Consider the following 16,040-nt stretch of genomic DNA (forward strand, 5'->3'; position numbering starts at 1 on the left):
GCCGTACAGTCCGCCGATGCTCGCTCCGGATTACGCCGACGTGCAAGCCGCCGCCGCACGCCTCACCGGAATCACCCGGCCCCTCGGCGTGATCACCGGCGATCACGATCTGGTGCCCGGCGCCGTGGTCTCGCTCGGGCTGGAATTCATGCAGCACACCGGGTCGTTCAAGGCACGCGGTGCGGTGAATCTGCTCGGCGCGCTGCGGGAGGCACGACGAGTGCCGCCGGCCGGGATCGTCGCCTCGACCGGGCGCAACGCCGATCTCGGATTCGCTTGGGCAGCAGCGTGGTTCGAAATACCGGTCACCGTGTTCCTGGCCGATACGGCGCGAGCCGACACCGTGGCTCGGCTGCACGGCTACGGCGCCGAGGTCCGGCTCGGTGGCGCTACCCAGGCCGAGGCGGCCGGTTTCGCACGCGAATTCGCCGCACGCACCGGCGCGCTCGACGCCTACACCTGCGACGCGGTGCTGAGCGCGGCCGGTGCGGGCACCATCCTGCTGGATTTCGCGGCCGCGGTGCCCGATCTGGATACCGTCGTCGTCGCGGTGGGCGCCGGCGGCATGTTCTCGGGAATCGCGGCCGCCGCGGACCATCTCGGCATCCGGGTCGTCGGTGCGGAGCCGGTGGGCAGCCAGGCATTGCACGCGGCGGTCCGGGCCGACAGCGTGCAGAACGTCGCAATCGACTCCGTGGCAGCTGATTCCCTGGGCGCGGTGCGGATCTGTCCGGCGGCACTGGCGTGGGCCCGCGCCGCCGACGTGGTCTCGGTCGTGGTCGACGATGCCTCCATCGTGGACACCCGGCGGCTGCTCTGGCAGGACTATCGGGTCGTCGTCGAGCACGGGGCGGCGACGGGTCTGGCGGCCCTGCGGGCGGGGGCCTACCGGGCACGCCCTGGTGAGCGCCTCGGGATCGTGTTGTGCGGAGCCAACTCCGATCCAGGTGATCTGACGGGCGGTGCTACGAGCAGGGCGTGCGGCTAGCAGTTGCTGGGCGCGGGTTCGCCGCGGAATCGGGCGTCCAGCCAGGCCAGGGCCGCGGGCGCGCCGAGTACGGCGGTGCTGAGGTGGTCGGGGCTGGGGTAGAGCTCCGAGAGCACGCGCGTGCCCGCGGCGCAGTAGCGATCCATGGTGCTGTCGATGGAATCGACCGGGATCAGGGCGTCCTGGGGGGAATGCCATTCGTAGACGGGGGCGAGCGGGGTGCCGTCGTAGAGTTCGAGGCTGTTGGCCTCCACGACCTGGCGGGCGCCCGGGTCGGCGATCAGCGAGGTCGAGGTCGCGACGTCCATGACGCCGCGGCCTGCCCCGGCCGCGAGGATCTCGTTGGTGCAGCTGTTGGCGATACGGGCGCGCAGCGCGAGCCCGGCGGGGTTCATGTGTTCGCTGATCGGCAGGAGCCGGGGGTATTCGCGTTCGAGCCCGATCGCGGCGGCCAGGGCCAAGCCGAACACCGGATGCCGTTGGTAGCCGAGCACTTCGATCATCTTGACCAGGTTCATCGGCACGCCGCCCTCGGCGGCCCCGACCAGTCGCAGTTCCGGGGCGTATTCGCGGTGCAGGGCGGCCGCCCACGCGGTGGCCATGCCGCCGCCGGAGTAGCCGAGCATGGCGACGGGGCTGGCGCCGAGCCCGAGTTCGCCGACGCGCTGCGCGGCGCGGATGCCGTCGAGGGTGATCAGGCCGCCGAGCCGGGCCGCGCCGTAGGCGGCGTTGGGGCCGAGGTGATCGGGCAGCGCGATGGACCAGCCGCGCAGCAGGATCGCGTTGAGCGCGAGCGCCTCTTTCACGAACAGGTTCGGGTCGTGGGTGTAAAGAATCCGCGAGACAGCGCATTTGGCGCCGAGGCCGTTGATGATGTGCTGGTAGGACAGCAGGGGCGCGCCGGGCTGATGATTGGCCGGGGTGAGCACCGTGGTGGTGGCGGCGATCGGCTGGCCGGTCGAATTGGTGGACCGGAACTTGATCATCGTGACCCGGGCTCCGGGGAAGAACAGCAGCGGCGGCATTTCGCGAGTCGCCAGCACGTCGCCGGGGGCCGCGGCTTCGAGATTCGGTGGGGCGAGATAGAACGGGTCCGGGTCCGGTGTCGGATAGAGCGGCTCCGCCGTGGCGGGCGCGGCGCCGAGCGTGAGCGCAAGGGCCGCCCCGAGCGCACCGAGGAATCGGGCCGAGCGACGAACGAGTACCGACACAGCTGGGATCCCTCCCGTAGCGGCTGACGTTGCGGGACTGTCCGAGTATCGAGGCGCCCCGGAACCGGCCGCGCCGGACACGCCGCGCGCGGGGTAGCCCTGGCCAGCCACGCGACCGGTCAGTGGGCACCTCGGACGGAGGTGATCACGGCCGGTGGGGGATCGGCGGTGCCGCCAAGCCGGAGAAATCGCGTCGCACGACGTGGTTGCGGTCGGCGAAACTGCCCAGCGCGTAGTCGGGGAGCAGGCCGAGGTATTGGCGGCGCGTGCGGGTGCTCCAGTGGCGGGCCGCCGCGGATCGGGTCTTGTAGAAGTTGAGGGTGTAGCCGCCCTCGTAGAGGCGCAGCAGGGCGTAACCGCCGGGGTATTCCTTGACCGCCGCGAGCTCGAGGAATTCGACGTCGGCGCCGTGATCGGGCCGGGTGCGGCGGGTGCGGTGGGTGTGCCCGCTGTGGTGCAGGAAGACGCCCGGGGCACGGCGGTAGAGCTGTTGCAGCGCAGCGGCATTCGATCGGCGCAGCACGAAACTCGGCCCGTGCGAGTTGCTCACCGCCGCGTGCGTGGTGACCGGGTGGTGGCCGAAGACGAGGGTCGGCCGGTGCGGATCCGCGCGCAGCAGCGCGGCCAGGTGGTCCAGCTGGGCCGGGTCCAGGACGCCGCCCGCGCCGTGCGGGCGGGTGGTGTCCAGGGCGATCAGCCGTAAGCCGCCGAGCGAGTGCTCGATCAGGCGTTGCCGGGGGTGGAACACCGAACCCCACGGATCGGTGTGCGCCGCTCCGGCCTGATCGTGGTTGCCGCGGCAGACGAAGTAGTCGCGGCCCAGGCGACCCCAGGCGTCCAGGTGGTCCCTGATACCCCGCGACTGCGCGAGCGTGCCGGAGTCGGTCAGATCGCCCGCGAGAACGAGTTCGTCGGCGGCCCGGTCGGGTGCGCGCAGATCCTCGAGCAGCGCCGCCAGCATCAGGCGCGGATAATCCTCGTCGTGCCGGACTCCGCCGGGGAGTCCGGGCAGCAGCAGCCCGCTCTGCCGCTCGCCGTAGTGAATGTCGTTGGCCAGGGCGATAGTTCGGAGCAGCCGGCCCGGAGGCGGGGTGGCGGTGGTGAACACGCCCGTGGTCTCGGGGGCGTCGGCACTGCGGGTGACCAGCGTGCGGGCGGGATGAGCGCGCACACCGTCGGAGTACGCCTCGAATCGGTAGCCGCGGCCCGGTTCGAGGCCGGTGATCTCCGCATAGTGATAGGCTGAGAGCCGGGGAGCGCCGAAGCGGACCGGCAGCGGGCCGACGTGGTCGACCGGCCCGAGCCGGACCTCGGTGTCGGCGGGCACGGGTTGTGCGCGACCCGCCGCGTCCCGGCTCCGGGAGGTCCAGGTGAGAACGGCCGAACTGTCGGTGACGGTGACGACCTCCAGATCGGAGGCGATGACCGAATGCCGCTGTCGCCGAGTCGATGTCGAGCGGGGGACAGTCGATCGCACCGGTGCCCGCACGGTGAGCGCGGCCGCTCCGGCGGCGACGTTCGCCAGCCAGACGGCGCGCAGTCCTGGATTCGCCATGGTGCCCTCCACCGGCTCTGCTGCGTCCTGCCCCGAACGCTACGGCGGCTGGTTGAACGTGCCGGAGCCCGCATGTGGCCGGTCGAATCTCTCGGATCGAACTCTGCGCGACGCGGCATGCGCCGTGCCCCCGCCCGACCCGAGTTGTTCGGCTATTCGTTGCCGAAAAGGTATCCCGGGCCCGTGATCGATACGGCTCGGGTGAGACCGGACGAGAGTAGGGTCCCCAACATCTGGTGACGTTCGGGTGACACGCTCGAACCAGGTGCGTGAGCGATGGGAATCTCGAGTCGGATGAGTATGCCGCACAGCCTTTTCGGAAGCGTCGCAGGACCGGTATGACAGAGAACGCGGATGCCGCGCAAGCTCGTGTCTTCCTGACCGAGCTGGAAATCCACACCCGGAAACTGGTTCGGCGGCGCGCCGCCGCCGGCCCCCGGGAGCAGCAGGCGGTCAACGCCGAGCTGGACCACGTGCGCCGTCAGATCGCGGGCCTGCGGCACCGGTTCCCGGAACTGGGGTAGCCGGGGCCCGGATTCCGGGTCAGCGCCGCTGCTTGCGCGGCCAGGCGCCGTCACGGGGGTGCTGGGCGAGTCCGTCGGCGCGGGCCTCGGGGTCCGCCCGTGGCCGGTTGCGCCAGCTCTTGGTGGGATTCGGATCCCAGGTCATGGCGATCGCCGCGGTCGTCAGCAAGGTTGCGACGATGGCCACCACGACCAACTCGGTCAGCATGCCGTCCCACTTTCCGTCGTCCCGGCGGGGCCGGGGAGTGCTCGTGCAGCGGAAAGTTACCGTTGTGCAGTGGATTTCCGGGCGCGGCTGGAAATTTCACACCCGCGGTGCCGGGCTGTCGTGACAACGCACATCGGCGGGTTGGGGAGTGTGCCGGAAGCAGCGCGCCGGAATTGGTAACCGCCACAGGATCGGCAGAAAAGCGGGCGCGGGCAGACCCGAGTGTATTGACTCCGAATCGGAGCTGTCTCACCGAAGTTGGAGTCGACATGTCGGCACGGTCGCGGCGCACCGGCACAGTGCTGCTGGTCGCTTGGCTATTTCTCGGGTGCGTATCCGCCACCGCGCGCGCCGACCTCGAACCATCGGAATCGTCGAAAATCGTCGAGGCCCGCGACACCGCGAGCCGGCGAATAGCGGTGGGCGTGTATTCGGCCGCGATGGAACGCACCGTGCGCATGACGGTGCTGCGTGCCGCGAATCCGGAAGAACCGGCGCCGACGCTGTATCTGCTCAACGGTTCCAGCGGCGGCACGGACGGTAACTGGCTGGATCGCACCGACGCCGCGGAATTCTTCGCCGGTAAACAGGTGAATGTCGTGGTGCTGCTCGACGGTGCGGGCAGCTATTTCACCGATTGGCGCGCGGAGGATCCGGTGCTCGGCAAACAACGCTGGGCCACCTTCCTCACCGAGGAATTGCCGCCGATTCTGGACCGTGAATTCGGCGGCAGCGGCGCGAACGCGATCGCCGGCATCTCGATGGCGGGCACCTCGGTGTTCCAGCTGGCGCTGGCCGCGCCCGGCTTCTACCGCGCGATCGGCTCCTACAGCGGCTGCGTCCGCACCAGCGACCCCGCGGGCCAGGCCATCGTGCAGGCGGTGGTGTCGACGCAGCGCGGCACGGCCGCCAATATGTGGGGCCCGCCCGGCGATCCGGCGTGGCGCGAGCACGACCCGTACCTGCAGGCCGACCGGCTGCTCGGCACCGCCGTCTACGTCGCGACCGGCACCGGTCTGCCCGGCCCGAAGGAGACGCTCGTGGGCGCGCACGGCGACGCCATCCAACTGCTCTACCAGCTCATGTTCGGCGCGCCGATGGAGGCGATCGCGAATCTGTGCACGCGACAGCTGCGGGACCGGTTGCAGGCCAAGGGGATTCCCGCGACCTTCGATCTGCGGCCCACCGGCACCCACTCCTGGGGCTACTGGCAGGACGACCTGCACAAGTCCTGGCCGATGTTCGAGGAGGCCCTGCGATGACCCGTGGCGAGGCGGCCGTGGCGCTCGGCTCCTTCGGAGCCTGCCTGATCTCGGTGTTCATGCAGATGATCGACGTCACGATCGTCACCACCGCGCTGCCGGTGATCACCGGCGAACTGGGCGCGTCCCAGACCCAGCAGTTGTGGCTGGTGGCCGGCTACTCGCTGGCCTTCGCCTGCGCGCTGCTCACCGCGGCCCGGCTCGGCGCGATCCTCGGTCGTCGCCGGATGTTCCTGTGGTCGGCGGCGGCCTTCACGCTGGCCTCGCTGTGGTGCGGAACCTGCACCGGCGCGGCCGAACTGGTGGCCGCGCGGATCGTGCAGGGCGTGGCCGGGGCAGGGATGGCCGCCCAGACCATCGCGGTGATCACCGCGTCGTTCCGGCGGGATCACCAGCCGTACGCGTTCGCCGTCTACGGCGCGACGGCCGGGTTCGCGGGCATGCTCGGGCCGATCCTGGGCGGTGCGCTGGTGACGCTGAATCCGTTCGGGCTGGGCTGGCACGTCATCTTCCTGATGAATCTCCCGCTGGGCGTGCTCTCCCTCGCCCTGGCCGCGAAGTACCTGAAGTTCGGGCCCGCGCCGGAGCGACCGCCGCTGGACCTGCGTGGCTCCGCGATCGCGACGGCCGCGCTGTTCCTGCTGCTGTTCGCGCTCGCGGACAGCCAGCACGCGGGCTGGCGGCCGATCCACGGCGGCTTTGTCGTCGCCGCTCTCCTACTCGGCGGACTGTTCGTCGCCTACGAACGCGCGACCAGGCGGCGCGGCGGACTCGCGCTGGTGCGCCTGGACCTGTTCGCCGAGCGCGGCTTCGCCGTCGGCTCGCTGCTGGTGACCATCTTCTTCGGACTCTTCACGGCCTTCGTGTTCACCGTCTCGATCCTGCTGCAGGACGTGCTCCGGTTCTCGGTGCTGCGCACCGGGATCGCCATGACGCCCTTCGCCATCGGGGCGGGTATCGGCGCGCTGGTCTCGCCGATCCTGGTGAACCGCTTCGGCATTCGCGTGCTCGCCGCCGGCATCGCGTGGTTCGGTTTCTGGGTCGCCGTCGGCGTCGGGTACCTGTACGTGGGTTCGGGCGCGGTGAACCTGGCGCTGGTCACCGGGCCGGTGCTGCTGGCGGGGTTCGGGGTCGGGGTGTTCGGGATCCCGCTGCAACCGATCATGCTCGCGGGGCTCGACGATCGCGACATGGGTGAGGCGTCCGGGCTGCTGCCCACCGTCGAGCAGATCGGGAACTCGGTCGGGCTGGCGGTGCTGAGCGCGTTGTTCTTCCGTGCCCACACCCTCGGCGGCAGCATGACGATGCTGGGGGCGATCGCCCTGACGTCGGTGGCCCTCGGCGTGCTCACCTTGGCGCTGCCCGACCGTCGCGCCACCCTCGGCGCGACGCCCTGGGTCCGGGCCGCCGCGGACTGAGGCGCTATCGGCGCGCCGGCTCCGCCAATTCCTCCGGCAGCGCGGGGAATTCGTCGTCGCGCGGCTCCCGCGCCCGGGACCCGCCCCGGCCGGGTGACCACCAGTAGAGCCCGCCGAGCAGCCGCATGGTCGCGGGCACCAGCAGCATGCGCAGGATCACGGCGTCGATCACCAGCGCCGTGACCATGCCGATCGCGATGTACTGCATCATCACCAGCTCCGAGAGCGCGAACGCGCCGCACACCACCGCCAGGATGAGGGCGGCGGCGGTGATGATCCACCCGGTGCGCGCGATTCCGGTGCGCACCGCCTCGGTGTCGGTCGCGCCCGCGGCGCGCGCCTCGTGGATCCGGGCCAGCAGGAACACCTGATAGTCGGTGGACAGGCCGTAGATCACCGAAATGATCAGCACCAGCACGAGAGCCATGATCGGCTGCGGAGTGAAGCCGAGCAGTCCGGCGCCGTGGCCGTCGACGAAGATCCAGGTGAGCACGCCCAGGGTGGATCCGAGGCCGAGCAGGTTCAGCAGCCCGGCCTGCAACGGCAGCACCACCGAGCGGAACGCCAGCACCATCAGCGCCGTGGTGAGCAGGAACGCCAGCACCACGACCCAGGGCATGCGCGCGCGCAGCGCCAGCAGGCTGTCCCGCTCGATCGCCGATTGGCCGCCCACCAGCGCGATCGTGCCGTTCGGCAGCGGCATCGCCCGCAGATAGTCGATGGTGCGCTCGGCGGCGTGCGCGTCCTGCAGGACCGTCGAGGTGGTGAAGACGCCGAGCTGGGAGGGCGCGTGCAGCGGTTCTGGGAACGGCGCTTTCAGCCCCGGCGCCCGGTTCGCGGTGTCCAGCACCGCCGCCATGTCGGCGTCGGCGCGGGTGATCACCACGAGTTCGATCGGGTTGATCTGGCGCAGCGGGAAGAGTTCGTCGAAATGCTGCTGCGCGACGCGCGTCGGATGCTCGGGCGGCAGAAAGCGCTCGGAGATGCCGCCGAAGGCGACACCGCCCACCGGGGCGATCAGGACCAGCAGGATCGCCACCACCGGAACCGCGACCAGGATCGGCTTGCGCATCACCCACGCCGCCACCCGGCCCCACGGATTGTCGCGCTGATCGCTGTCCGCGCGGCGGGTGTGGAAGCGGTTGAAGCCCAGCCAGTCCACGCGCCGGCCGAGGACGGCCAGGGCGGCGGGCAACACGGTCACCGAGATCGCGGCCGCCAGCGCGACCGTCACCATGGCGCCGAGCGCGAACGAGCGCAGAAACCCGTGCGGCAGCACCAGAATCGCCCCGGCGGCGGCGACCACGATGGTCGCGGAGAAGACGACAGTGCGCCCGGCCGTCGCCACCGCGCCGCGCACCGCGTCCGGCACGTCGCGGCCCGCGGCGAGTTCCTCGCGGAACCGGCTGACGATGAACAGCCCGTAATCGATGGCCAGGCCCAGCCCGATCATCGACACCACCGGCGAGACGAAGGAATTCACCTCCAGGAAGGAGGTCAGGAAACGGACGACGCCCCAGGCCGCCAGCACGGTCAACCCGCCGACCGCCAGCGGCAGCGCCGCGGCGACCACCCCGCCGAACAGCAGGAACAGCAGCACCGCGACCGCGGGGATGGCCACCAGCTCCATGCGGCGCTGGTCCTGGGCCATGGTGTCGTTGAGCGCGAGGGCGACCGGCTGCCCGCCCGCGATCTCCAGCTCGACGCCCGGCAGCGCGAGCCGGTCGGCGATCTCGCGGTAGTTGTTCAGCACCGTGGTGTCGTCGTCGCCGCGAATGGCGATCGAGGCGAAGGCGTGATCGCGCGCCGCGGTGCCGAAGATCTCGGGCACGGCCAGGCCGGATTCGGTTTCCCAGTAGGCGCCGTTGATCTCGGCGATCTGGTCCGGGAAGCGGTGCGGCAGGCTGTCCAGATGCGCGACCACGGTGCGCGCGAAATCCTGATCGTCGACGGTGCGTCCGGCGGGCGCGTGGAACAGCAGCAGCACGTCGGCGACGTGATCGTTGCCGAAGGCGTCGTCGCGTAGTCGCGCGGCGCGCGCCGACTCCGAGCCCGGGTCGTCCCAGCCGCTGACGCTGAGGTGGTCGTGCAGGCCCAGACCGTAGAAGCCCAGCGTCAGCAGGCCGCCGACCACCACGACCAGGACGGTGAATCGCCGCCGGACGATCAGATCTATCCAGTGGCCGAACACCCCGACCATCGCAGCCTCCCGAGAGCGAATTCCGTGCCCGGCGCAGGTCGCCGGTGTTCGTAACATATGCCGCCGAATGTACTGGCGCGGGCATACTTCCGGCGTATTCGAGATGCCACAATTCGGTCGTGGCCATATTGTGAGGTGTCCCTGAAGCCGCGAACGCCCGGGTGCCGGAGGTTACTGTGACTCCGATGCCGGTCTGCCCATTCTCGGGCGCCGGAAAGCATTGGTGCTGTGCAGGATCCGGCCCGGGAGGATGTTCATGTCGGATATCGCAATTGTCGGGATCGGATGCCGTTTCGCCGGCGGGATCGACTCGCCGGATACATTCTGGGAATTCGTCCTGGATAAGCGCGACGGTGTCATCGAATGGCCTGGCGACCGGTGGGACTACCGTCGCTATTACGACCCGGAACCGCGCACGCCGGGGCGCAGTTATACCAAGCGCGGCGCATTCATGACGACGGATCCGTGGGAATTCGATCCGGATTTCTTCGGCATTTCCCCGCGTGAGGCCACCGTGCTCGATCCGCAGCAGCGGCTGCTGCTCGAGGTGACCTGGGAGGCCCTCGACGACGCGGGTATCGCCCGGCACGCGGCCGGCAACCAGGTCGGCGTCTATGTCGGCGGTTTCGTGGTCGACCAGTCGGTGATCGGCGTGGTCGGCCCCGCGCTGTTCCACACCGACATGCACACGCCCGCCAGCGCCTCCTACACCATGCTGTCGAACCGGATCGCCTACGCGCTGAACCTGATCGGGCCCGCGGTGACCGTGGACACGGCGTGCTCCTCGTCGCTGGTGGCGTTCCATCTGGCCTGTCAGGCGCTGGCCAGCGGGGATTGTTCGGTGGCGCTGGCGGGCGGTGTCAACGTGATGCTGCAGCCGGAGACGTTCGTGCTGATGTGCAAGGGCGGCTTCCTCGCCGCCGACGGGCGCTGCAAGTCCTTCGACGCCTCCGCCGACGGGTACGGCCGCGGCGAGGGCGCGGGCATGGTGGCGCTGAAGAAGCTCGACGACGCGGTGCGCGACGGCGACCGGATCTATGCCGTGGTCAAGGCCACCGGCGCCAATCAGGACGGCCGCACCACCGCGATCACGGTGCCCAACGCCGACTCCCAGGAGTCGCTGGCCCGCTCGGTGTGCACGCGCGCGGGATTGGCTCCGGAGTCGATCACCTACGTCGAGGCGCACGGCACCGGCACCCTGGTCGGTGACCCGGTCGAATTGCGCGCGCTGGGCAAGGTTTTCGGCGTCCCGGACAAGCGGACCCGATCGCTGGGCGTGGGCTCGGTGAAATCCACGCTCGGGCACACCGAGGCCGCGGCCGGGGTCGCCAGCGTGATCAAGGCGGCGCTGGCCATCCGGCACCGCACGATCCCGCCGCAGGGCTGGCTGGACAAGCCCAACCCGGACATCCCCTTCGACGAGCTGGGCCTGCACGTGCAGACCGAGACCGAACCGCTGCCCGCGGACGCGCCGCCGATGACGGTGGCGGTCAACGGTTTCGGCTACGGCGGCACCAACGCACACGCCATCCTCAGCGAATACCGGCCCGCCACCGTCGTCGAGGCCGCACCGGAGCCGCGCCACTACGGTGTGCTGCCGATCTCGGCGCGCAGCACCGGCGCGGCGCGGGCGCTGGCCGGGCGCTTCGCCGAACTGATCACCGCCGGCGCGGAGCCCGGGCGGCTGGCCGAGGCCGCGTGGACGCGCATGGCGCACCACCAGTTCCGCACCGGCATGCTGCTCGGCGACACCGACGAGCTGGTGCACGAGCTGCGGTCCTTCGCCGGCGGCGCGGGCCGCGAGGCGGTGCGCACGCTCGTGCCGCGCTCCTCCGAGCCGGTGTTCGTGTTCTCCGGGATGGGCCCGCAGTGGTGGGGCATGGCCCGCGGACTGCTCACCGCCGGAGGCGTTTTCGCGGAGACCGCGGCGGAGATCGACGCCGAGTTCCGCGCGATCGCGGGCTGGTCGATCGTCGAGGAGCTGCTGAAGCCCGAAGACGAATCGCGCGTCACCGACACCGAGGTCGCTCAGCCGGCCAACTTCCTGGTGCAGGTGGCGCTCGTGCGCGAACTCGCCCGGTACGGCATCGAGCCCGCGGCCATCCTCGGCCACAGCGTGGGCGAGGTGTCGGCGGCCTATGTCAGCGGCATGCTCACGCTGTCCGAGGCCGTGCTGGTCGCCTACCATCGGGCCCGGCTGCAAGCCACCACGGCCGGCTCGGGCGGCATGCTCGCGGTCGGCATGTCCTACGAGCAGGCCCTCGAACTCATCGGCGACGATCCCCGCGTCGATGTCGCCGCGATCAACAGCGCCACCGCGCTGACCCTGTCCGGCGAGGTCGACCGGCTCGAGGAAATCGGTGAAAAGCTCACCGATGACGGCGTTTTCGCGCGCTGGCTGCGCGTCGAGGTGCCCTATCACAGCCGCCTGATGGACCCGATCCTGGACGAGCTGCGCACGGTGCTGGCCGGGCTCGCCCCGAAAGCGCCCACCATCCCGCTGATCTCCTCGGTCACCGGCGCGGAGGTGACCGGACCGGACTGGGACGCCGACTACTGGGTGGCCAATGTGCGCGAACCGGTGCGCTTCGCCGACGCCGTCACCGCACTCATCGCCGAGCGCCGGGTCTTCCTCGAGGTGGGTCCGCACCCCGTCGTGTCCGGCAATATCCGGGAGACGCTGCTCGGCGCGGACGTCAACGGCACCACGGTGCCCACGCTGGACCGCAAGCAGCCCGACGCGGACAGCCTGCGCCGCACCCTGATCGGCCTCTACGGCGCGGGCGTGCTGGACCTCGAGCGGCTGTTCCCCGCCGACCGCCCGGCCACCCGGCACGTGCCGCTGCCGCGCTACCCGTGGCAGCGGACCCGGCTGCACGCCGCACTGCCGCTGTTCGAGCAGGCCCGGCTGGGCAGCCCCGGCAGCTACGCCATGCTCGGCGATCCGGATGTCGAGGGGCGGCCGGACTGGCTGCTGCAGGTCGGCACCGAGTTGCTGCCGTGGCTGGCCGATCACGTGGTCAACGGCATCAAGATCATGCCCGGCGCGGCGTATCTGGACGCGGCCCTGAGCGCCACGGCGAAACGGCTCGGCGTGGAACGCGTCGCGCTGGAACAGGTCCGGTTCGTCGCGCCGCTGATCATGGGCGCACCGGACGTCCCGCTGGTCGCGCTGACGGTGGAGGAGGCCAGCGGCCGCTTCCTGATCCGGTCGCGCTCGGCCACCGGCACCGCGTGGACGCTGCACGCCTCGGGTCGCATGCTCACCGGCAGTCACCGTCAGACCACGGTGCCGGTGCCCGAGATCGAGGTCGGCGTGGACGTCGATCCGAAGCTGTTCTACAGCGGACTGGCGGCGGCCGGGCTGCAATACGGCCCGTCCTTCCAGCGCGTGCTGACCGCGCGGGTCGGATCGGACACCGTGACGGCCACCGTGGACGGCAGCATCGCCGCGGACTCGGGACATTTCGCGCATCCCGCGGTGGTCGACGCCGCGATGCAGACCGCGGCGCTGCTGTTCGCCGAATCCCGGGTCGACGAGGGCACCCTGGTGCCGGTCGGCGTCGCGGCCGTGCGGATGGTCGCGCCGCTGCCCGAGCGGATCACCGTGATCGCGCGGCGCGATCCCCGTGCGCGCCTGCGGGCCGACGTGGATCTGCTCGACGACGACCACAACCTCGTGATGCGGTTGAGCGGCCTGCAGATCGGCGCGCTCACCCCGGGCCAGGATCCGTTGCGCCGCATGGCCGACTTCTTCTACACCGAGACCATGCAGGCCCGGGACCCGCTGGATCCGACGGCGCTGCCGCAGGATTCGGTGCGCACCGTGATCGTGGCGCTCGGCGGCGGCGACCGCGCGCAGGCCCTGACCGAGGCGCTGCCGGACGCCCGGCTGCACCGCGCCGGCCTGCCCGGCGACGAGGCGGAATCCGGTCTGACCGAACTGCTTTCGGCCGCCCGGGACGCGGCGGCCGACCGGCTGCACGTCGTCGTGGTGGCCGGGACCGGCGACGACGACCTGGCCGCGCTGTGGACACTGCAGCGGGTCGCGGTCGCCGTGCACGCTTTCGCCTATCCGCCGGACACCGAGCCCGGCGCGCAGCGCATGGCGGACGGGAGCTGCCATGTCACCCTGGTGACCGAGCGCGCGTTCGCGGTCCCCGACGACCCCGCGCTCGCCGACCCGGAACAGGCCGCGCTGGCGGGCGCGCACCGGGTGCTGCTCAACGAGCAGACCGCGCTGCGCTGGCGGTTGATCGACGTCGCGCCGGACACCGAGATCGCCGACCTGGTCACCGAACTGGCGGTGCCCGGGGCGTTCTGGAGCGACAACACCGACGAGGTGGCCCTGCGCGGCGGCACCCGCTGGACGCCGCTGGTGACCAAGCCGCTGCCGGATCGGCTGGCGGAGCTGGACACCGCGGCGCCGCTGACCGACGACGAGGCCAACTTCGCGCTGGAACTGCCGCGCACCCGCGTCCTGTCCGCGCTGGCCTGGCGGCAGTGCCCGCGTCCCGAGCCGGGGCCCGGGCAGCTCGAGGTCCGGATGAAGGTCATCGGCCTGAACTACAAGGACCCGCTCAAGGTGATCGGCCTGCTCGGCGAACGCGAGCTCGCCCCGACCTACTTCGGCACCGTGCCCGGCATGGAGGGCGTCGGCGAGGTGGTGCGGGTCGGGCCCGAGGTGACCGATCTCGCGCCGGGTGATCTGGTCGCGGTCGCGGCCAAGGGCATGATGCAGCGCTACGTGGTGGTGGAGCGGGCGCGCGCCATCGTGCTGCCGCCCGACGCCGACCCCGGATACTGCACCAGCACCATCGCTTTCGGCACCGCCGAGTACGCGCTCCTCGATCTGGCCCGGCTGGAACCGGGGGAGACCGTGCTGATCCACGGCGCCGCCGGCGGTGTCGGCACCGCCGCGATCCAGGTCGCCAAGGATCGCGGGGCGCGCATCATCGGCACCGCGAGCACCGATGAGCGCCGGGCGCACGTGCTGTCGCTGGGCGCCGACCACGCGCTCGACTCGCGCTCGCTGAACTTCGTCGACGATGTGCTCGCCCTGACCGGCGGCCACGGCGTCCAGGTGGTGCTGAGCAGCGCGCCGGGGGAGATCCTGCGCCAGAACTTCAACGCCCTGGCCGAATTCGGCCGCATCGTCGAGGTCGGCAAGGCCGACATCTACACCGGCGGGCTGCTGGAGCTGGCCAACTTCGACAAGAACGTGGCCTACTTCTCGATGGACCTGGACCGCCTGGTCGCGGCGGACGCGCACCGGCTGATCGCGCTGCTGCAGCGGGTCTACGAGAAGGTGCTCGCCGGGACCTACACCCCGCTGTCCTACCGGCTGTTCGAGACCGACGAGGTGGCCGTCGCCTTCGAGGAGACCATCCGCTCGACCGGACTGAACCGGATCGCGCTGCGCATGGATTCCCCGACCCCGGCCGTGCGGCCGCACCTGCCCGGCATCGAGATCGACCCGGCGGCAACCTATCTCGTCACCGGAGGGTTCGGCGGCTTCGGCATGGCCATCGGCCGCTGGCTCACCCTGCGCGGCGCACGGCGGCTGGTGCTGGTCGGGCGCGGCGGCGCGCGCACCGAGGAGGCGCGGCGGCAGCTCGAGGTGTGGGACGCGGCCGGAGTGGAGGTGATCCAGGAAAAGGCCGATGTCACCGACGCGGCCGCGATCGTCGCGATCGTGGACCGGGCGCACAGCGCCGGGCGGCCCCTGCGCGGTGTGTTCCACGCGGCCGGGTCGGTCGCCGACAATCGCCTGGACGCCATGACCTTCGAGCAGCTCGACATCGTCTACCGGCCCAAGGTGCATGGCGCGCGGGTGCTGCACGAGGCGGTCGCCGCGGCCGGGATCGACCTGGACATGTTCGTGCTGTGCTCCTCCGGTGGGTCCATGTACGGGATCTACGGCCAGTACAACTACTGCGCGGCCAATGTCGCGGTCGAGACCATGGCCCAGGAGTGGGCGCGGGCCGGCGAGCCCGCGCTGTGCGTGGGCTGGGGGCACCTCTCCGGCGCCACCGGCGGCATGGCCGCCGACGAGACCGCGGTGAAGTACCTCGACCTGGTCGGCTTCGACCCCATCGATATGGCCGACGCCACCGCGTACCTGGAACAAACACTGCGCCTGGGCATTTCGCGCGCGGGCATCATCCCGACCGACTGGGCCAAACTGACCGGCACCTTCCCGCAGCTGACCCGGACCGGCCGCACGATCGCGCTCGCGCAGGTCTCGGCCAAGGACACCTCGGAACTGGCCCGGCTGCGGGCCGAGGTGGCCGCGATCGAGGAGGGCAAGCGCGGCGCGTTCGTCGCGCGCAAGATGGCCGAGGAACTGGCCGTGGTGATGGGCGTGCCGGTGGAATCCATCGACATGACGGTGCCGGTGCCCGAACTCGGACTGGACTCGCTGATGGCGGTGGAACTCGGCGCCCGCGTCACCAAGACGCTCGGCATCGACCTGATGTCGCTGCAGATGGGCCGCTCGTTCAGCCTGGAGCAGGCCGGGCCGAAGGTGGCCGAGCTGATCCTGGCCGCGGAATCGGCCAAGGGGCAGTCGCTGCCGGATCCCGCCGCGCCGAGTACCGCGCCGCAAGCGGAAGTCGTCGCGGCTCCGGTGCCCGTCGGAGCTCCGGCGTGATCCGCGAACGCTGGAAAGAGGG

At 71.0% G+C, this 16,040-nt stretch carries 9 protein-coding genes; 5 read left to right on the forward strand and 4 right to left on the reverse strand.

Going from position 1 to position 16,040, the window contains the following annotated elements; genetic code table 11:
* Positions 1-16 precede the first annotated feature (16 nt).
* Positions 17-988, forward strand: coding sequence for a pyridoxal-phosphate dependent enzyme (locus AB0I43_RS32390; RefSeq protein WP_356976465.1), 972 nt, complete (start codon positions 17-19; stop codon positions 986-988).
* On the opposite strand, the gene AB0I43_RS32395 is transcribed toward AB0I43_RS32390, so the two are convergent.
* Both AB0I43_RS32395 and AB0I43_RS32400 read right to left on the reverse strand, forming a co-directional pair.
* Positions 985-2,199: a lipase family protein gene (locus tag AB0I43_RS32395; RefSeq protein WP_356976467.1), complete on the reverse strand. Its 1,215-nt coding sequence runs from the start codon at positions 2,197-2,199 to the stop codon at positions 985-987. The two genes, AB0I43_RS32390 and AB0I43_RS32395, sit on opposite strands and share 4 nt — an antisense overlap.
* A 145-nt stretch (positions 2,200-2,344) precedes the next feature.
* A complete protein-coding gene (locus AB0I43_RS32400; protein ID WP_356976468.1) occupies positions 2,345-3,754 on the reverse strand; it encodes a metallophosphoesterase in 1,410 nt (469 codons plus the stop codon).
* 338 nt (positions 3,755-4,092) lie between these two features.
* On the opposite strand from AB0I43_RS32400, the gene AB0I43_RS32405 reads away from it, so the two are divergent.
* The gene (locus AB0I43_RS32405) at positions 4,093-4,278 is read left to right on the forward strand and encodes a hypothetical protein (RefSeq protein WP_356976470.1); all 186 of its coding nucleotides are present in this window, start codon (positions 4,093-4,095) and stop codon (positions 4,276-4,278) included.
* 19 nt (positions 4,279-4,297) lie between these two features.
* Here the strand turns inward: AB0I43_RS32405 and AB0I43_RS32410 are convergent, their stop codons facing one another.
* A complete protein-coding gene (locus AB0I43_RS32410; protein ID WP_356976472.1) occupies positions 4,298-4,486 on the reverse strand; it encodes a hypothetical protein in 189 nt (62 codons plus the stop codon).
* A 269-nt stretch (positions 4,487-4,755) separates the two neighbouring features.
* Here AB0I43_RS32410 and AB0I43_RS32415 point away from each other — a divergent pair, with 269 nt between their 5' ends.
* Both AB0I43_RS32415 and AB0I43_RS32420 read left to right on the forward strand, forming a co-directional pair.
* Positions 4,756-5,748, forward strand: a complete 993-nt coding sequence (locus tag AB0I43_RS32415; RefSeq protein ID WP_356976473.1) for an alpha/beta hydrolase family protein — start codon at positions 4,756-4,758, stop codon at positions 5,746-5,748.
* Complete coding sequence (locus tag AB0I43_RS32420) at positions 5,745-7,166, forward strand: MFS transporter (RefSeq protein ID WP_356976475.1); 1,422 nt, start codon at positions 5,745-5,747, stop codon at positions 7,164-7,166. Before AB0I43_RS32415 ends, AB0I43_RS32420 begins: the two co-directional genes overlap by 4 nt.
* Before the next feature lie 4 nt (positions 7,167-7,170).
* On the opposite strand, the gene AB0I43_RS32425 is transcribed toward AB0I43_RS32420, so the two are convergent.
* Entirely contained in the window at positions 7,171-9,366 is a 2,196-nt protein-coding gene (locus AB0I43_RS32425; RefSeq protein ID WP_356976476.1) for an MMPL family transporter, read from the reverse strand.
* A gap of 256 nt (positions 9,367-9,622) precedes the next feature.
* Between AB0I43_RS32425 and AB0I43_RS32430 the strand changes: the two genes are divergently transcribed.
* Entirely contained in the window at positions 9,623-16,018 is a 6,396-nt protein-coding gene (locus AB0I43_RS32430; RefSeq protein ID WP_357433184.1) for an SDR family NAD(P)-dependent oxidoreductase, read from the forward strand.
* Positions 16,019-16,040: the final 22 nt, after the last annotated feature.

This window comes from Nocardia sp. NPDC050435 (assembly GCF_040655395.1).
GTDB lineage: Bacteria > Actinomycetota > Actinomycetes > Mycobacteriales > Mycobacteriaceae > Nocardia.